Source organism: Ruegeria sp. BHSB196, assembly GCF_059613135.1.
Genome location: NZ_JBXWRY010000004.1, coordinates 98,016 through 115,943 on the forward strand (window position 1 = coordinate 98,016; position 17,928 = coordinate 115,943).

The 17,928-nt window shown below is 62.7% G+C and carries 17 protein-coding genes; 7 read left to right on the forward strand and 10 right to left on the reverse strand.

The annotated features are described in order from the left end of the window. Positions 1 to 29: 29 nt before the first annotated feature. The 3 genes from AC2FNJ_RS04510 to AC2FNJ_RS04520 all read right to left on the reverse strand — a co-directional run bounded on the left by AC2FNJ_RS04510 (position 30) and on the right by AC2FNJ_RS04520 (position 2,991). On the reverse strand, positions 30 to 1,643 hold the full coding sequence (locus AC2FNJ_RS04510) for a DUF427 domain-containing protein (protein ID WP_496762759.1): 1,614 nt from the start codon (positions 1,641 to 1,643) through the stop codon (positions 30 to 32). 387 nt (positions 1,644 to 2,030) lie between these two features. After that, a complete protein-coding gene (locus tag AC2FNJ_RS04515) occupies positions 2,031 to 2,732 on the reverse strand; it encodes a winged helix-turn-helix domain-containing protein (RefSeq protein WP_496762761.1) in 702 nt (233 codons plus the stop codon). After that, complete coding sequence (locus AC2FNJ_RS04520) at positions 2,704 to 2,991, reverse strand: hypothetical protein (RefSeq protein WP_496762762.1); 288 nt, start codon at positions 2,989 to 2,991, stop codon at positions 2,704 to 2,706. Before AC2FNJ_RS04520 ends, AC2FNJ_RS04515 begins: the two co-directional genes overlap by 29 nt. A gap of 174 nt (positions 2,992 to 3,165) precedes the next feature. On the opposite strand from AC2FNJ_RS04520, the gene AC2FNJ_RS04525 reads away from it, so the two are divergent. The 4 genes from AC2FNJ_RS04525 to AC2FNJ_RS04540 all read left to right on the forward strand — a co-directional run bounded on the left by AC2FNJ_RS04525 (position 3,166) and on the right by AC2FNJ_RS04540 (position 7,144). Beyond that, positions 3,166 to 3,642, forward strand: a complete 477-nt coding sequence (locus tag AC2FNJ_RS04525) for a hypothetical protein (RefSeq protein ID WP_496762764.1) — start codon at positions 3,166 to 3,168, stop codon at positions 3,640 to 3,642. 115 nt (positions 3,643 to 3,757) lie between these two features. Beyond that, positions 3,758 to 4,375 carry a ribonuclease HII gene (gene rnhB / locus AC2FNJ_RS04530; RefSeq protein ID WP_496762765.1) on the forward strand — a complete coding sequence of 206 codons (618 nt, stop codon included), beginning with the start codon at positions 3,758 to 3,760 and terminating at the stop codon, positions 4,373 to 4,375. 109 nt (positions 4,376 to 4,484) lie between these two features. Further along, a complete protein-coding gene (locus AC2FNJ_RS04535; protein WP_496762767.1) occupies positions 4,485 to 5,588 on the forward strand; it encodes a site-specific DNA-methyltransferase in 1,104 nt (367 codons plus the stop codon). A 173-nt stretch (positions 5,589 to 5,761) separates the two neighbouring features. Continuing rightward, the gene (locus tag AC2FNJ_RS04540; RefSeq protein WP_496762769.1) at positions 5,762 to 7,144 is read left to right on the forward strand and encodes an adenylate/guanylate cyclase domain-containing protein; all 1,383 of its coding nucleotides are present in this window, start codon (positions 5,762 to 5,764) and stop codon (positions 7,142 to 7,144) included. A 36-nt stretch (positions 7,145 to 7,180) separates the two neighbouring features. On the opposite strand, the gene AC2FNJ_RS04545 is transcribed toward AC2FNJ_RS04540, so the two are convergent. Together AC2FNJ_RS04545 and mutY are read right to left on the reverse strand one after the other, a co-directional pair. Continuing rightward, complete coding sequence (locus tag AC2FNJ_RS04545; RefSeq protein ID WP_496762771.1) at positions 7,181 to 8,314, reverse strand: alkane 1-monooxygenase; 1,134 nt, start codon at positions 8,312 to 8,314, stop codon at positions 7,181 to 7,183. A 59-nt stretch (positions 8,315 to 8,373) separates the two neighbouring features. Further along, entirely contained in the window at positions 8,374 to 9,429 is a 1,056-nt protein-coding gene (gene mutY / locus AC2FNJ_RS04550) for an A/G-specific adenine glycosylase (protein WP_496762773.1), read from the reverse strand. An 81-nt stretch (positions 9,430 to 9,510) separates the two neighbouring features. Between mutY and AC2FNJ_RS04555 the strand changes: the two genes are divergently transcribed. Genes AC2FNJ_RS04555 through AC2FNJ_RS04565 form a run of 3 tightly spaced genes read left to right on the forward strand, consistent with a single transcriptional unit; the run spans position 9,511 to position 11,807 of the window. After that, a complete protein-coding gene (locus AC2FNJ_RS04555) occupies positions 9,511 to 10,017 on the forward strand; it encodes a DUF721 domain-containing protein (protein ID WP_496762774.1) in 507 nt (168 codons plus the stop codon). A 12-nt stretch (positions 10,018 to 10,029) separates the two neighbouring features. Next, entirely contained in the window at positions 10,030 to 10,695 is a 666-nt protein-coding gene (locus AC2FNJ_RS04560; RefSeq protein WP_496762776.1) for a DsbA family protein, read from the forward strand. Then, positions 10,695 to 11,807, forward strand: coding sequence for a CaiB/BaiF CoA transferase family protein (locus AC2FNJ_RS04565; RefSeq protein ID WP_496762778.1), 1,113 nt, complete (start codon positions 10,695 to 10,697; stop codon positions 11,805 to 11,807). The genes AC2FNJ_RS04560 and AC2FNJ_RS04565 overlap by 1 nt, the downstream gene beginning before the upstream one ends. Here AC2FNJ_RS04565 and lpxK read toward each other — a convergent pair whose 3' ends face one another. From lpxK to AC2FNJ_RS04590, 5 genes are all read right to left on the reverse strand, one after another. After that, positions 11,808 to 12,806, reverse strand: a complete 999-nt coding sequence (lpxK, locus tag AC2FNJ_RS04570; RefSeq protein ID WP_496762780.1) for a tetraacyldisaccharide 4'-kinase — start codon at positions 12,804 to 12,806, stop codon at positions 11,808 to 11,810. Continuing rightward, entirely contained in the window at positions 12,793 to 14,028 is a 1,236-nt protein-coding gene (locus AC2FNJ_RS04575) for a 3-deoxy-D-manno-octulosonic acid transferase (protein WP_496762781.1), read from the reverse strand. The genes lpxK and AC2FNJ_RS04575 overlap by 14 nt, the downstream gene beginning before the upstream one ends. Next, entirely contained in the window at positions 14,025 to 14,825 is an 801-nt protein-coding gene (locus tag AC2FNJ_RS04580; protein WP_496762782.1) for a 3'(2'),5'-bisphosphate nucleotidase CysQ, read from the reverse strand. The genes AC2FNJ_RS04575 and AC2FNJ_RS04580 overlap by 4 nt, the downstream gene beginning before the upstream one ends. Then, complete coding sequence (locus AC2FNJ_RS04585; RefSeq protein ID WP_496762783.1) at positions 14,812 to 16,158, reverse strand: TldD/PmbA family protein; 1,347 nt, start codon at positions 16,156 to 16,158, stop codon at positions 14,812 to 14,814. Before AC2FNJ_RS04585 ends, AC2FNJ_RS04580 begins: the two co-directional genes overlap by 14 nt. 214 nt (positions 16,159 to 16,372) lie before the next feature. Then, a complete protein-coding gene (locus tag AC2FNJ_RS04590; RefSeq protein WP_496762785.1) occupies positions 16,373 to 17,896 on the reverse strand; it encodes a DUF2125 domain-containing protein in 1,524 nt (507 codons plus the stop codon). Between the last annotated feature and the right edge of the window lie 32 nt (positions 17,897 to 17,928).

The following is a 17,928-nucleotide window of genomic DNA, read 5'->3' on the forward strand; positions in this document are numbered from 1 at the left end:
ACACGGTCTCGCTCGACCGGCTCGACCAATCAGAGCACCTGAGAGGAACCGGCCTGTTCATTCTTGGATTCGGCGATCCTGGGGTCGATGTCCGCCCGCGATTTGAGTGCGAAGGAAACCACGGGGCTGGAAACGTTGTGAAGCCGAACCTCGCCCAGCGGGATCGCGTCGCGGCAGGCCGGCTCGATATCCTGCGAGACCACGATTCGATGCCCGGACATCTTTCCGTAGTCGCCCAGCCGGGCTGCGACATTCGCCGCCTGCCCGATCACCGTAAAGTCCAGCCGTTCGCGCGACCCGACATTGCCGTATGTGACGCGGCCAAAGGCCAGGCCGATCGCGCAGTCGCACTCCGCGTCTGTCCCCGAGGCGCGCAGATCCGCCAGACGCTCGACGATCTCGATGGCCGAACGCTGGGCATGATCGCGCGCCGCGTCCGGGTCGTCGCCGGCCGGAAACACGGCCAGAACCGCGTCACCGATGAATTTCAGCACTTCGCCGCCATGGTCGTGCACGATCCCGGATACCGTGTCGAAAAACTCGTTCAACAAGGCGATGTAGGCGGTGCGGCCGAGTTTCTGCTCCAACACCGTGGACCCTCGCAGGTCACAGAACATGATCGCCGCGTCGATCTCGTCACCGTCGCCGCGGCGGATCTCGCCGCCCAGAACGCGCGCGCCGGTGCGCTTGCCCACATAGGTCTCGAGCAGCGATTGCGCGTTTTCCCGCTGCACGAACACCTCGTAGTAGCGGCTGATCGCTGCCGAGCACTCAAAGATTAGCCCCAGATTTTCGGTCGTGAACCCCTCCGGATGATCGCAGGTCAGTGTCAGAACGTTCGTGCGCCCGTCCGAAAACGGCAGTGGCATGGCCACGTAATCCGTGGCGCCCTTGGCCCTCAGATCCTCCATGATGGGAAAACTGTTCTCGGGATGATCCGCGTCGAGACGCTGCCGCACACCACCCAGGCCGTTCGACACATGCCGCAGCGGGCTGTTGGTGAAAGACGGGTGATCGTGGATTTCATAGGTCGGGGCAAAGGTCGAAATCTCGTCCTCCCCCTTTTCCCAGATATAGTGCTTGCCGGCGATCAGGGGGTGCAGGGACCAGACCATGATGCCCAGCCGCTGAAGGGCGATCCCGTGCTCCAGCATCTTCCCGGCCAGCGCGCGGGTGAAATCCTCAGGCGTTCCGATCGTGGAAGCCCCGCGCATGAGCCAGTCGATGAGCGGGCCGCTGATGTTTCCGTCATCCGCATCGCGCAACGTGTTCGCGCCGAGATCTATCGACGTGAAAGACCCGGGCATGAACCCGACATGACCCTGTATGCCCACGCTTTCGGGCAGCGCGTCCTCGTATGCCCAGACGGAATTGGCGAGCCGTGTCTCGCCCAGAACGATGTCCCGATAGGTTGCGGTTCCCTTGAACGGGCAGAAGGTCTGCAATTCGGTCGGATCGCCAAGTTGGGTCTTCACGTCGTCGCGTGGAAAATAGACGGTCGGCGGCAGGCGGGTTTCGTACATCACCTTGGCGCGTGAGCTTTCGGCCAGAAGGACATCATCCCGATAGACGGCGACGCGTCCCTTGAGCGGTTCGATCGATATGCGGTAGCCTTTGGTCGTCGGGGTGGTATGGACGTTCATGCGAAACTCCTTTCCCCTGGTCCCTAATAGGATGGGACCGGCAACCAGACTTGCCAAGGCCACGCGCGAGGTTTTTAACGAATGAGAGGGGCAGAAAGAGTCACCGGCACTGCCCGCCTTGCGATCGGCTGTCTGCTTGCCGGCGTTTTTGCAGAGGCGGCGCTGGCTGATACGCGAAAGCCACCCAGCCGTGACGCGTGCATCTGTCTTGCAGTCTGTCTGACGCGGGCCAGTCCGAACCGGCTGATCACGCAGCCGGGGCAGGGGTGCCCGCCCATCCACGACGAGTTGATCTATGACAACATGGCCCGTTGCTCTTGCCCGGACACCAAGGATGCACCGGAAGGCGCCGTCACCCAGGGACGCGAGTCACCCAATCACTGAGCGTCAGATCATTTGGATGACGTCCTTTTCGATCGCCAGCATATAGCCCTTGCGCGCGATGTTCTTGACCAGCAATTCGCTGACCATCTGATTGCCCAGCGTGTCGCGCAGGCGCTTGATGCGTGTGGCGCCCGCCGCCTCGTCGCAATCGGCGGCGTCCTTGCCGGAAATCATCGCCTCGATCTCGGCACCGGACAGCACCTCGTCATCGAGTCGCGACTCGGCCAGCACCGACAGGGTTTCCATGGCCGCCGGTGTGAGTTTGAAGTCCATGTTGTTGAGGTAGACCGTGTTTTCCTCTCGGCTGATCAAAAGCGATGTCACCTGAATGCCGGTCCGTTCGATTTGAGCCATGCGGCGGTTCAGCGTCACCAACATGACCAGAAAGACCAGCGCGGCGATCATCATGGCGCTGGCAAAGACCAGCAGCACGAAAATGACCATGCGATAGCTTGCCAGCGTGTCGGCAAAGGCGGTGCCGGATTGCGCCAGGATCTCCAGCAACCGGATTTCGGCCTGCGAGGTCAGATCGGTTTCGACGAACAGCCGTTCGACCCGGGCATTGAAGGCGTTGGCATCCGGCAGGGTCCAGAACAGGACTGCGGCAGCCGAAATCAGTATCAGCACGATGGCGGCAATACCCCAACCGACCAGACGCGTGCCAGAGCGCCGGGCTTCAGAAACGGAGATAGTACTGTCCGGCATTCGCCTTCCTTTTGTCGAGGCCCTCGGGGCCAAACACCGAGATCACGTTCAAAAGGGTCCAGCCCGCGGCGTTCAGGCGGCCCGCCACTTCCCGGGCCGCGTCCCCCTTGGAGCAGCTGGACACCTGCATGACTCCATAATGCAGCCGCAGCGGCGCGTCCTGTTTGGCCTTGTAGTCGGCGTAACACTCGGCGGCTTCGGCCGCAGTCGTCAGGGATAGCAGGCCGGTGAGGCTCAGCAAAGCGAGGATCTGTTTCATGGGCCACATCCTGCGCAAGCGAGGCGCGACATTCAATAACAACAAGGCATTGTCGGGGACGATATCGGATATCACCCAGCCGATATTGCCTGTCCGGCGCGGCAACGGACAGGCTCGATGCATCCCATAGCGATCCCGCGTCGGATCGACGGCATCACCGGAAGGACCAGAACCATGCACCACAAATTCATCGCCTTGATTGTCGCTACAGCAGTCGCCATCACCGGATTTTCCGTCTCCCGCGCCAAGGCGGCGGATGCTCATGACATTCTGGGCGGTCTCGCCGCCATCGCGATCATCGGAGCGGTGGTGAACGAGTACAGCAAAAGCAGACGATATGACCGCAGCGTTCCGATCACCCGAGACTATGACAGAAAGCAATTCAACCCCATCCGAACACCGCGCCAACTGCGTCCTCTGCCGGATCGCGTCGCGCGCTACGACCTGCCCCAGCGCTGCTTGCGCACGTTCCAGGGATATGGCAACGCGCGCCCGCTTTTGGGAGAGCGCTGTCTGAATCGGCACTACAGGCATTCCGGCAAGTTGCCGAAGTCCTGCAAAGTCGGTTTCTGGAACGGCGAGCGGGTGCAACATGCCTATGAACCGCGCTGCCTGCGCCAAAAGGGTTATCGCGTGGTTCTCAACGACTGAGTTTCGAGCAGAGCGGCGCCAAAGAAGCGCCGCGACCGGAGGGCGGAGGGCACGATGACCTTCGCTCTCCACTTTTTTTCTTGCGCTGCGCCGAATTTCGCGATTTGCCGGGATCATGAAGTTGCCGAACGATGATCTCGAACGGGCGCTGCGGGAACGCGGGTATGTGCGCGTTGCCGGGGTGGATGAGGTGGGGCGCGGACCATTGGCCGGACCGGTGGTGGCGGCGGCGGTGATTCTCGATCCTGCGGAGATTCCCGAGGGGTTGAACGATTCCAAGAAACTCACCGCAAATCGACGTGCCGCCCTGGATCGGCTGGTGCGCGAGAGCGCCGAGGTTTCGGTGGCCGAGGCAAGCGTGGACGAGATCGACCGCCTCAACATCCTGCGCGCCGCGCATCTGGCGATGGAACGGGCGGTGGCGGCGCTGGACCCGGCCCCCGATTTCCTGCTGATCGACGGTACGATGATTCCACGTGGTCTGGGTTTGCCGAGTCAGGCCGTGGTGCGCGGTGATGCGCGGTCGGTGTCAATCGCCGCCGCTTCGATCGTGGCCAAAATCTGGCGTGATCGGCTGATGGTGGATTTGGCGCAACAGCATCCCGGCTATGGCTGGGAGATGAATGCCGGCTATCCGTCCAGACAGCACCGCGAGGCGCTTCGAAATCTTGGGGTTACCCCACACCATAGGCGTTCGTTCAAGCCCGTCCACAATATCTTGTATCAAGAGTAAATCGTAAGCTGCTGATTCAAAAAAGAAATTGACCAGGAATCCGGTTTGAATCATCCTTGTCTCAACCAAATGAGCGCACAAGCGCCGTGGAACTTGAGGCAGAGAAATAATGACGACGACCAAGATCAAGGGCGCTGCGGCGCTCCCGTTGAACGCGATTCTTGCTGGCGACTGCATCGAAGTGATGAACGGTCTGCCCGAGGCATCGGTGGACCTGATCTTTGCGGACCCCCCCTACAACCTGCAACTCAAGGGTCAGCTCCATCGGCCCGACAATTCCCAGGTGGATGCGGTTGACGATCACTGGGATCAGTTTTCCAGTTTTGCCGCTTACGACCAGTTCACCCGCGCCTGGCTGACGGCGGCCCGGCGTGTGCTCAAGCCAAACGGCGCGATCTGGGTCATCGGTTCCTACCACAATATCTACCGGGTGGGATCGGCGTTGCAGGATGCCGGCTATTGGATCCTGAACGATGTAGTCTGGCGCAAGTCGAACCCGATGCCGAATTTCCGTGGCAAACGGTTCACCAACGCGCACGAAACGATGATCTGGGCCTCCAGGGCCGAAGGCGCGAAATACACCTTCAACTACGAGGCGCTGAAGGCCCTGAACGAAGGCATCCAGATGCGCAGCGACTGGGTTCTGCCGATCTGCACCGGCCACGAACGGCTCAAGGACGAAAACGGCGACAAGGCACATCCGACGCAAAAGCCCGAAGCGTTGTTGCACCGTATCCTGATCGGGTCCACCAACCCCGGCGATGTCGTGCTCGACCCCTTCTTCGGTACTGGCACCACAGGCGCGGTGGCCAAGATGCTGGGGCGGGAATTCATCGGCATCGAACGCGAGGACAGCTATCGCCAGGTGGCGGAAAAACGCATTGCCAAGATACGCAAGTTCGACCGCGAGGCGCTGGAAGTCAGCGCCAGCAAGCGTGCCGAACCGCGCGTTCCCTTTGGCCAGTTGGTCGAACGCGGCCTTCTGCGTCCCGGTGAAGAGCTCTATTCCATGAACCAGCGCCACAAGGCCAAGGTACGCGCCGACGGCACGCTGATCGGCGGGAACGTCAAAGGCTCGATCCACCAGGTGGGCGCCCATCTTGAGAACGCGCCTTCGTGCAACGGCTGGACCTATTGGTGCTTCAAGCGGGACGGCAAGACGGTTCCGATCGACGTGCTGCGCCAGCAGATCCGGGCGGAGATGCATAGCTGAATACGTGAAATCCACTCAACGATAATCCACTCATACCGCCGGTGCCTGTGGCCTGACACATGGCACTCTCACTCGCCCCGCCGCAACCGGCGGGGCCTTTTTCTTTGCCGCACGGGGTGTTGGGATAGGTTCAGGGCCATTATCTTTTGGCGGTGAATGAAGGAGCCGGTGGCATGACCGACACGAGCGTGGCAGAATCGCGGTGGGATCGCGTTTTCATCACCCAGCCCGACAGTTTCGACCTCGACAACAAATACACCGAAGCCGCGCTGGAGCGGCACAAGCGCGAGGGCCTGGAACTTGCGGTGCGCGCGCGCTGGATCTCGATGGCGCTGATCGCGGTCTTGCTGGTCTTCATCAACCCGCATTGGGAGGTGCTGTATTACCATTTCATTCTGGCGGTCATCGCGCTCAACGGTTGGTTCATCCGGCGCGCGGGCCGGGTGGGGCAGTCGCGGCTGGAACTGTTTCTGATCTTTCTGGATCTGCTCATCATGACGCTGGGAATGGTCGTGCCGAACCCGTTCAGCGACGATGTGCGCCCGGTGGCGATGCAGTACCGGTTCGACAATTTCCAGTACTTCTTCTTCATTCTCGCGGCCGGCACGTTGGCCTATTCCTGGCGGACGGTCATCGCCATCGGAACCTGGACCGCCGGAATGTGGACGGTGGGCTGGATCGCGGCCTGGTGGTTCTCGACGCCGATTCCGCAATTGTCGGAACGGGCGGCGCTGGCCTTCGCTGGGTTTCCGGATGTCGCCGAGATGATGGACCCCAACAGTTTCATGGCGCCGATGCGGATTCAGGAGGTTGTGGTCTTCGTTCTGGTGGCCGTCACTCTGGGCGTCTCGGTCCGGCGCTTCAACCGGCTCTTGATGACCAATGCCGGGCTTGAACGGGAACGCGCCAATCTGTCCCGCTATTTCTCGCCGAACGTGGTGGATGAGCTCAGCCAGAATGACGAGCCCCTCAAGCAGGTGCGCAAGGCGAACATCGCCGTGCTCTTCATCGACATCGTGGGGTTCACGAAATTCGCTGCCGGGCGGGATCCCTATGAGGTGATCGAAGTGCTGCGCAGCTTTCACGCCCGCATGGAAAGCGAGGTGTTCCGCCACGACGGTACGCTGGACAAGTATCTGGGCGACGGGTTGATGGCCACGTTCGGAACCCCACTGGCCGGCGAACGCGACGCCAGCAACGCCCTGTCCTGCGCCCTGTCGATGATCAAGGTCATCGACCGTTGGAACCTGGAGCGGCGCCGTGCGGGTGAGCCTGAGATTCGTGTGGGGATCGGTATTCACTTCGGATCGGTCGTGCTGGGCGATATCGGTGCGAACCGGCTGGAATTCGCGGTGATCGGAAACGCCGTGAACGTGGCGGCCAAGCTTGAGACCCTCACGCGCGACTTCGGCACCCGGATCGTGATGAGCGACGAATTGCGGACCCGCGCAGTGTCCGAGGAAGGCGCGGATCCGGATCTGATATCGGGTTTCCAACGCCGCAAGGATCAGGACATTCGCGGGATCGAGGGCCGGATGGATGTCTGGACCTTGTAATCCTTGCTCACGCCCGCGCGGGACGCGCGCCGTGTGTCAACGGGGTAGAGGGGTCTCAGCCTTGTTGTAGGGTCGCCAGTCGGTGATCTCGGGATAATATTGTCGCCGCCATGCGCGCACCCGCGGGTTCATCACGCGCCTCCACAGCGGGGGGATCATCGCCGCCACGGTCATGACGGGATAGCCGTAGGGCAATTGCGGCGCGGCGTCGGCCGAGTGGTTCTGGAGCAGCGGAAAGCGGCGGTCTGGCTTGTAATGGTGATCCGAGTGACGCTGCAGATTGATCAGCAACCAGTTTGACGCCTTTTGCGCAGCGTTCCAGGAATGGCACGGCCGGACGTGTTCATACTTCCCGTCGCCCAGGTGCTTGCGGGTCAGCCCGTAGTGTTCGACATAATTGACCAGTTCCAGTTGCCAGATCGCGGTGCACGCTTGTACCAGGAACAGACCCAGTCCGTTCCAGCCCCCCAGCAGATAGGCCAGCAGCAGCATGCCGGCCTGCAAGGTCCAGTATCGCCAGAACGGGTTCGTCGGATGGGTCCATGCAAGGCCCTTGCGCGCCAGTTTCTCGCGTTCGGCGCGGAAGGCCGAGCGCAGGCTTTGCCGCAGGACTCGGGGATAGAACCGGTGAAATCCCTCGTTGTATCGCGCCGTCACCGGATCGCGCGGTGTGCCGACATAGCGGTGATGGACCAGCAGGTGCTCGGACCGGAAATGCGAGTAGAGCGTCATGGCCAGAAGAATGTCGCCCAACCAGCGCTCCGCCCGGCTTTTCTGGTGCATCAGCTCGTGACTGTAATTGATGCCGATCGTGCCGGACAGTACGCCCATTCCGAAGAACAAGGCGATTTTTTCCACCGTGCCCAGATGGCCGCTGTGCGTGGCGTACAAGATCAATCCGAACAAGGTCAGGAATTGCACCGGCACCCAAGCCTGCGTCAGCAGGATGTACCACCGCAGATCCTCGTCGCGGGTGTCAGGATCGGCGTTTTCGAGGTTCAGGCCGGTCAACTGGTCGAGTAGGGCAAAGACCCACCAGGTCGAAAGCGGTACCAGGATCAGCCACCAACCGCCCATGAAGGCCGTGAACCAGATGAGCGGGATGAGCAGAAACGAGATCCAGAAGGGCAGGGCCGTCTGCCAGCGTGAGAGGGTTTCGGGTGAGATCATGTCATCTTCCGTTGCTCTTGTTTGGACCCTAAGCCCTTTGCTTCCCCCTGCCCATCTGTCTATTGGCCGCGCCACAGATCATACGCCTTGCGCATGACGGTCGGTAGATCCGAGGGGCGAAACGCGTGCTTTGGTATGGCAAGCAGTTCCGGGGGCTTGCCCTCGTCCGGCAGGACGGCGGTGCGGATTTTGAGGATCAGGTGAAAATGAGTGAAGGTGTGGCGGACTTCCCCGGTGAGCGTCCGCCAGTCCGCGGAGAATGGCGGCGTTTCGTCCGGTGCATCCGACCAGTCCGATCCGGGCCAGCCGAGCATTCCGCCCAACAGTCCCTTTTCCGGGCGCCGTTCCAACAGCCACCCGCCATTGCTCGTTCGGGCGATGTATACATAGCCATGGCGTATGGGCTTGGGTTTCTTCGGGCTCTTCCTGGGGAGTTCCGCAGCGGTTCCGGCCGCCTGCGCGCGACAGGCGGGGCGCAGGGGGCAGGCGCCGCATGCCGGCGATTTCGGGGTGCAGATCGTGGCCCCCAGATCCATCACCGCCTGTGCGTAGTCTCCGGGCCGGTGGTCGGGCGTCAATTCCGCGGCGCGGGATTTCAACAGCGGTTTGCAGCCCGGCAGCGGATCATGGATGTCAAACAGCCGCGCCATGACCCGTTCCACATTCCCGTCCAGAACGGTTTCCGGACGCTCGAAGGCGATTGCGGCGATGGCCGCCGCCGTATAGGGGCCGATGCCCGGCAGCTTCCGCAGATCGTCGTATTCGGCCGGAAAGGCGCCGCCATGATCCTTGGCAACGACCCTCGCGCATTTCAGAAGGTTGCGCGCGCGGGCGTAATAACCCAGGCCGGCCCATGCGCCCATCACCTGATCATCCGGCGCGGCGGCCAAGGCTTCTATCGTCGGCCATCGGGTGACAAAGCGCAGGAAATAGTCGCGCACCGCTGCCACGGTCGTCTGCTGCAGCATGACCTCGGACAGCCACACGTGGTAGGGGTTTGGATCGACACCCGATTTCCGATCGGCCGGACTGACGCGCCAGGGCAGGACACGAGCGTGGCGGTCGTACCACTCCAGCAATGCGCCGCTCACATCGAAGTCCGGGCCGTCACGCAAGTTTTATCCTTTGCTCTGTCGGGTTTCGCTGGCACCCGTGTCCTCGCCCATTACAATAGCGATGCAGGAGTCGGAATCCAGATGTCGCCACGTTCTTCCACAACCCGAGGGTTCAAGCGCACCGCCACGTTGCTCAACGATCGGATTCGGCGTGCGGCAGAAAGCCGGGGTTTTGCGGTGTCGCGCCTTCTGACCCATTGGGCAGAAATCGCAGGGCAGGATGTCGCCGCCATCGCGCAACCCGTCAGCATCGGATACGGCAAGGGCGGATTCGGCGCCACGCTGACGGTTTTGACGACCGGCCCGCAGGCCCCGATGCTGGAAATGCAGAAAGAACAGTTGCGCGAACGGGTCAACGCCGTTTACGGCTACAACGCGATCAGCCGGGTTCGCATCACCCAGACTGCACCGACCGGGTTCGCCGAAGGGCAGGCAAGCTTTGAGCACAAGCCGAAACCGGCGAAAGCGGAGATCCCCGCCGAAGTGGCCACCGCAGCGCATGAGGCCGCGCATGACGTTCAGGACGATGACCTTCGCGCCGCCCTTGAACGTCTGGGCCGCAACGTACTATCCAAGCACAAAACCTGAGAAAGGCCGGAGATGACCCGAATTGCAACCGTGATCTGTGCGGCAGTCGCCGTCGCCGCAGGGGCCTATTGGCTGGCCACCTCGCCGGCCAGCACGCCCGCCAACCCCCTGGTCGGCGAAGCCACCGCGCAGGAGGCCGATATCGACACGTCAACCATTGTCGAGATGGTTCAGGGCGATGAAAACGCGCCGGTGGAGGTCATCGAATATGCCTCTTATACCTGCCCGCACTGTGCCGCCTTCCACGAAGGGCCGTACAAACAGCTCAAGAAGGACTTCATCGACACCGGCAAGGTGAAATTCGTCTACCGCGAAGTGTATTTCGACCGCTACGGCTTGTGGGCGTCGATGATCGCGCGCTGCACCGGACCCGACAAGTTCTTCGGTATCACCGACCTGATCTTTCAGGGGCAGTCGGAATGGACCCGCGCCGGCGGGCCGACCGAGATCGTCGATGAGCTGCGCAAGATCGGCCGCCTGGCGGGGATCGAGAACGAACAGCTGGAAGCCTGCCTGCAGGATTCCACCAAGGCCCAGACCCTTGTGGCCTGGTATCAGGAAAATGCCGAGCGCGACGGGATCAACTCGACACCGACATTCGTCGTGAACGGCAAGAAGGTCGAGAACCAGTCCTATGACGACTTCAAGGCGCTGATCGAAGCCGAGTTGGGGAACTGATGACGGCACCGCTGGCCGGTCTGAAAGTCGTCGAACTGGCGCGCATTCTGGCCGGCCCTTGGGCGGGTCAGACCTTTGCCGATCTGGGGGCCGAGGTCATCAAGATCGAATCCCCGGCTGGCGACGACACCCGAGCCTGGGGGCCGCCATTCGTCACGCGCGGCGATGACGTTTCCGCTGCCTATTTTCACTCGGCCAATCGCGGCAAAGCCTCGGTCACGTTGGATTTTTCGACCCCGGAAGGACAAGCGCGCGTGCGCGACCTCGTAGCGGATGCCGACGTTCTGATCGAGAATTTCAAGGTCGGCGGACTGAGGAAATACGGGCTCGACTACGACAGCCTGAAAAAGGTCAATCCTCGCCTGATCTACTGTTCGATCACCGGTTTCGGCCAGACCGGGCCGTATGCACATCGCGCAGGCTATGACTTCATCATCCAGGGCATGTCCGGCTTGATGTCGATCACGGGCGAACCCGATGGGCAGCCGCAAAAGGCGGGCGTCGCGATCACCGACGTCTTCACCGGGATCTACGCGGTCGCCGGCGTGCTGGCGGCGCTTTACCAACGAGAGCGGACGGGGCGCGGTCAGCAGGTGGACATGGCGCTGCTGGATGTCGCGGTCGCCGTGACCGCAAATCAGGCACTGAACTATCTGACCACCGGAAAAGCTCCGGAACGGATGGGCAATGCCCATGTCAACCTGGCGCCCTATCAGGTCTTCGACTGTGCCGATGGCCACATCATCATCGCCACCGGCAACGACCGGCAGTATCAACGTCTGTGCCGCGTCTTGGGTCTTGACGACATGGCCGAGGCACCGGAGTTTCTGCGCAACAAGGATCGGCTGGCGAACCGGCGCGTCATGATCGCACGGTTGAACGGGGCGACAGCGCAACGCGCCAAGGCCGACCTTCTGGCCGCTTGCGAGGAACAGGGAATTCCCGCAGGGCCGATCAACACGCTTGACGAGGTGATGAACGATCCGCAGGTGGTGGCGCGGGGCATGCAGATCGACCTTGACGGCGTGCCGGGCGTTCGCTCGCCCTTTGTGTTCTCGGATGCCGAACTGTCCCTGACACGGCCTGCGCCCAAATTGGGCGAGGACGACTGATCAGGGCGCGGGCGCTTTCGCAAGAAGCAGGTCGCGGACCATATCCGCCTGTTGCACCTCAAGCCGGACCGGCAAGGTGATGACCTTGCTCCGAAATGCGGCCGGCAGGCGGACTGCGTCTTTTTCGGTCGTGACCAGCTGGGCGCCCAGCAGTTTTGCCTCGTTCTCGAGCCGGTTCATCAACGCCGGCGTCAGAGGTTGGTGATCGTCCAGGGGCTCGGCCCGGCGCAAGTCCGCGCCCAAGCCTCGCAGGGTGCGAAAGAACTTTTCCGGATGGCCGATCCCAGCAAAGGCGAGAACCGGGGTGCTGGTCCAGTCCATTCCGGTTTGCAACGGCTGGACTTCTCCGGTCGCGTGGGCAACGTTCACTCGTTCGCCCCAGGTCTCCAGAAATGTGCGCTGCGCTTCGGGATTGCCAATGGACAGGACCAGATCCGCCCGGCGCAACCCGACATCGACAGGTTCCCGAAGCGGACCGGCGGGCAGGCACAGGCCGTTGCCAAAACCTTGTTCCGCATCCACGACAACCAGCGAAAAGTCCTTTGTGACCGATGGGTTCTGAAATCCGTCGTCCAACACGATGACCGTTGCGCCGGCCTCGGCGGCGGCCTGCGCGCCCGCGGCGCGGTCCTTGGCTACCCAGACCTCGGCGAAGGCGGCCAACAGCAATGGTTCGTCCCCGACCTGGGCGGCGCTGTGGCGTGACGGGTCGACCCGAACCGGACCTTCCAGCGAACCGCCATGGCCGCGCGTCACGACGTGCGGCGTGTGCCAGACATTCCGCAGCTGCCCGGCAATCCAGATGACCGTCGGAGTCTTGCCGGTGCCGCCGGCATTCAGGTTGCCGACGCAGATCACCGGCACGCCCAGCCGAATGCCGTCGGTCGAAGCCAATCGACGAGCGGTGGCGCGCGCATAGAGCCGCCCGACTGGTTTGAGCATTCGCGCGCGCCAGTCGAGCCGTCCGGGCGGCGTGTTCCAGAAGTCAGGCGCCCGCATGATCAGGCCTCTGCCTGTCGAGATGATCCTGGATCAAGTCGATCAGTTGGTCGGTCTGATGTGCGCCGTCGCTGACAACTTCCCATCCGGCCAGCGCCATGTTGGCCGCCTTGTCCGGCGCCAGCAGATCGACGACGCATTGCCCTAGTTCCTCGGCCGAACGAACGACCCGGGATGCGTGAGCGTTGGCCAGACGCGCATAGGCATCGGTGTGTTTCCCGACATGGGGCCCATGAATGATGCCCGATCCCAGCGCCACGGCGTCCAGCGGGTTCTGGCCGCTGGCGCCGGATTCAAGGGAACTGCCCATGAAGGTTAGCGGCGATATCCGGTACCACAACCCCAGATCCTCGGGATAGGCGCACAGAATGACCTGGGTCGTATCCTCGATCGCGTCGCCCGCATCCCAGTCGGCGCATCGCAGGTCCATCGCTTCGAGACGTTGGCGCAGCGGCGCGATCTGGTCCGGGTCGGACACGTGCAGAACGAGCACCAGCCGGTGCAGCAGCCGCAAGGCATCCCGGTGCGCGGACAGAACCGAAATGTACTCGCGGTCTTGAACCCACGCCGCCAGCCAGACCGGACGGCTGGCAAGGGCGTGGTTGGCTTCGATCAACTCATCCTCGGGCCAGGATGGCGGGTTCGGGCTTATCTGCAACGGTGCCGAGATGGAGACCTTGGCAAACGGCACACCCAGCCTGCGGATCTGCCGTGCCTTTTCTTCGGTCGTGGCGAGAATTGCCTGAAAGCAGTCGAGTGTGTGGCGTGGGATTTCCGGCAGCCAGCGGCGGCTGCGGGGAACCACGACATTCGTGTCCGCTTCAAGCAGCACCAGCGGGACACCCCGCTCCGCCGCGTCGGACACGAGATTTGGCAAAAGGCCGCCGCCGGCCCACAACCCCATGTCCGGCCGCCAATGTGACAGGAACTTTCGCACCTCACGCCCCGTGTCTTCCGGCAGGGGAATTACGGGCCGGACGACATCGACCCATTCCGCGATATCGGCATCGGTCGGGGCGGTGAAGAGCAGCGACAAGTCGGGTCTTTGCTGCTGCAACCGCTGCGCAAGATCTTTCAACGGGTGAAGCCGGTCGCGCGAACCGGCATGGATCCACAGCAGCTCGCCATCAGGCCGCGGCAAATCCGCATCGCCATTCCGCTTCGATCCGCGCCAGGACAGAACCCGATAGGCGGCAAGGCTGAGAGAACGGGAACGCTTCATGACGGCGCCCAGCCGCTTTCGGGCTCAAGTCTGGCAAACAGCAATGCGTGAAGCGACGTGCCGGCCGCCACGACCCCGTTGAGCCGAGGATAGGCGTTGTTGAACCGCAGCGGTTGCCCGGACCTGTCGGTGCATTTCCCCTGCGCCTCGCGCAGGATCAGGTCTCCGGCGGCGATGTCCCATTCCCAACTCGGGCGCAGGGTCAGCATTCCGTCGAACCGCCCTTGCCCGACCAACGCCATTCGATAGGCCAGCGAGGGCCGATACACGCGGTGGAAATCCGGGGCATGTCCGTCACGCCAGTGGCGGCCTGCGAGGTTCGGTTTCGCGGCAAGGATCTGGGCCGTCCCAAGGTCGGTTGCCCGCGTCGTCGCGATGGGCCGGCCGTTCAGCGTTGCGCCCCGTCCCGCCGCCGCAGCATATAGCAGATCCCGCATCGGCAGATAGATCACCGCCGCCGTCACCACGCCCTGTTCGGCGACCGCAATGGAATGGGCCCAGGTTCTGGACCCTTCGGCAAAACTGCGTGTTCCGTCGATCGGGTCGATGATGAAGACCCGGTCGCGCGCCATGCGCTCGGCGCTGTCCTCTGACTCCTCGCTCAACCACCCATAGCCCGGGCGGGCCGCCAGCAGCCGATTTTCCAGCATGTCGTTGACTGCGATATCGGCCTCTGTCACCGGGCCGGCGCCCTCTGGCTTGTCCCAGCGCTGCGCGGTATGGCCGGAATAGCGGGTCGCGATCCGCCCGGCTTCCTTTGCCGCGTCGATCAGCAGGGACAGGTCAGTTGCCGGCAATGGTCATCCCTTCGATGAGGAGTGACGGGACCACGCGCGACAAGTAGCTGCGGGCGTCGTTGGCCGGGACGATGCGCAGCAGCATGTCGCGCAGGTTTCCGGCGATGGTGCATTCGTTGACGGGATAGGCGATTTCGCCGTTTTCCACCCAGAATCCGGATGCGCCGCGGGAATAGTCGCCGGTATTGGGATTGATGGTCGAGCCGATCATCGACGTGACCAAAAGCCCCGTACCCATCTCCTGCATCAGCTCGTCGCGGGAGTGCGCGCCCTGGGTCAGGCTCAGGTTCCAGTTGGCGGGCGATGGCGGGCCGGACACGCCGCGCGCGGCGTTCCCTGTCGCACCCATGTCCAGCTTGCGGGCGCTGGCAAGGTCCAGCGTCCAGCCGGTCAACACGCCGTTTTCGACGATGGCCCGGTTTCGGGTCGGCAGTCCCTCGGCATCGAACGGGCGGGAGCCGGAGACGCGCGGGCGGTGTGGTTCTTCGGTCAGCGACAAGCGTTCGGGCAGAACCTGCTCACCCAGGCTGTCCTTGAGCCAGGACGCGCCGCGCGCGATGGCCGCGCCGTTGCTGGCCGACAGCAGATGCCCGATCAGCGACGAGGAAATGCGTTCGTCGAACAGAACCGGAAAGGTTCCAGTCTTTGGCTGGCGCGCGCCGCTGAGTTGCACCGCCCGCTCGCCAGCGCGGCGGCCGATTTCATCGGCATCGCGCAGATCGCTCTGAAAGGTGCGGCTGTCGGCGTCATAGTCGCGTTCCATGCCGGTACCCTCGCCCGAGATCGCAACGCAGGAGATCGAGCGGCTGGTTCTGGTGTATCCGCCTGAAAACCCGTTGGTCGCGCTCAGGTGTACCTTGTGCATTCCGTAACCGGCCGAAGCGTCGGACACCTGCGTGACGCCACCAACCGACTTGGCCGCCGCTTCCGCAGCCAGCGCATCCTGCATCAGGGCTTCGGCCGCGGGTTCCGGTGCCGGGTCGCACAGCTGCAACGCTTCCAGATCCCAGGACTTGGCGAGCTGCGCAGGATCGGCGAGGCCGGCATAGGGGTCTTCGGGCGCTTCACCGGCCATGGCTACGGCGCGCTCGGCCATCGCCTTGAGGGTGTCCGGACGGCTGTCGGAACTGGATACGATGGCCTGCCGTTTTCCGAGAAAGACGCGCAGGCCCAGATCCAAACCTTCCGATCGCTCGGCTTTTTCCAGTGCGACGTTGCGGACTTCGACCGAGATGGACGAACCGCCGATCACGATGGCATCGGCCGCTTCGGCGCCGGCCTTTCTTGCGGCATCCAGCAGGGCATGGCTGATATCTTCTGGTGTTCCGGTCATGCGCACTCCGTTTCCTGTTCTGGACCTAGCCTTGCGCCGTTTGCGTCGCAAGGCCCGAACCGCAAGGAACCGAAGCGTATTTGACCGCCGTTTGTCGGGATTTCAACGTCCGGGCACCTTGCCGGCTTCGTATCGAAGCAATTTGAATCGGCAAGACGGCTTCAAGGAAATAGGGCCGCCGAACCGGCGGCCCCGGTAACTGCGGCGGCTGAGCCTATTTGATTCGCTGGCCGTTGGCCGAGATGTGGCCCTGTTCGTTGATCTCGATCTTGGAGTTCAGCGTATCGGGCGCATCGCCCGGAACCGCCAGCATGCCCATCATCATCCGCGCGCCCATGGCGTCGTCTTCGGACAAAAGACCCATACCGATCAGCTTGTCGATCAGGGCGTTGGCGCCAACCAGTTGCAGGTTGGCTTCTCCGGACGGCGCGGGCATGCCGTCAAAGGCTTCGAGGTTCGAATTGTCGAACTTGAAGTCGCCTGTACCCGTCAGCTTGGCGCCGACCATGGAAATGATCAGCTCGTTGATCTTCAACGTACGCAGTTCGCCCGGTGCCGCATCGGTCGCTTCCAGGGTTTCCGCAACCGCCGGGTCAAGAAAGTTCACCGCGACCTTGGCAGTGCCGCTGGCGTCCAGCGCAATGGTCGCCGGGTCGCGCGGCAGGGCGCCTGCCGGGTCGAACATGCCCCAGATGATGTCGGACATCGTGAAGTCGGTCATGCTCATGGCAAAGGAAAACGGCTGATCTTCTTCGGAAGCCTGCACCGGGATGTCGAATTTGATCCCGGCCTGCGCCATCGCCAGTTCGACGGGGAAGGGCAAGTCCTGCGCGGTCACGGCCAGTTCCACACCACGCTGAGCGATGTCGTAGCTGATTTGCTCGGCGCTCATCGCGACAGCGAACTCGCCGCCCTCGGAGCGGCTGGTCATCGCGAACTCCTCGCCTTCGCCCGCCCCCGAAATCTCACTGGAACCCGATTCGAAGGCAAAGGTGCCATCGAAGTCGAACCCGGCCTCGATCATGCTCTGGTAGTCCGCTGCGTTGAAGTCGGTCGGAATCGTTCCGGTCCCGACAAAGCTGAGCGTGTTAAGCGCGCCCTTGATCTTTCCCTTGTCGTCGGCATCCGGGTCGTCGAACGCAATGTCATAGCTGAGGGTTTCGGCCGTCATGTTCTGGTCCAGATCGCGCATCTCTCCGATCTGCATCCGCGAACTGCCGGAAACATTGGTCATTTCCATCCGCGCCGACAGCGCCTCGGGTGGCATGGTTTCGCCATCCGCCTCGATCGACGTCAGCGCGACACCCGCCCTGGCCGCCGAGTAGTCATAGGTCATGTCCTCGGGCGAGCCGGAAACGACCATGTTCATGTCGTCATGGGAATAGGTCAGTTCGACGCGAAACTCCTCGCCATCGGCCTTTCCGTCCACGATCAGCGGAAAGGACGGCGGAAAGCCGATCGTGACTGTGCCGTCGTCGTTTTCGGTCAGCGTCAGGGTCGGGATGGTCATCGAGAACTGTCCGTCTTCTTCCGGCAGCTGCATCGTCATGGCCATGTTCGTGATGGTCGTCACGGCGCCCGAACTGCTTTGGTCGCCGCTCACCACATAGCCCATGCCGCCCAGATAGGATTGCCAGTCGGCCCAGACGGTTTCGGCGGTCAACTCGGCGAACGCGCCCTGGGCTGCGACGGCATAGGCAATCACGGCGCCGCAGCTGCGGCGGAGAAGAACAGACATAAGGGAACCCTTCTTTTCAATTTTCGCGGGCA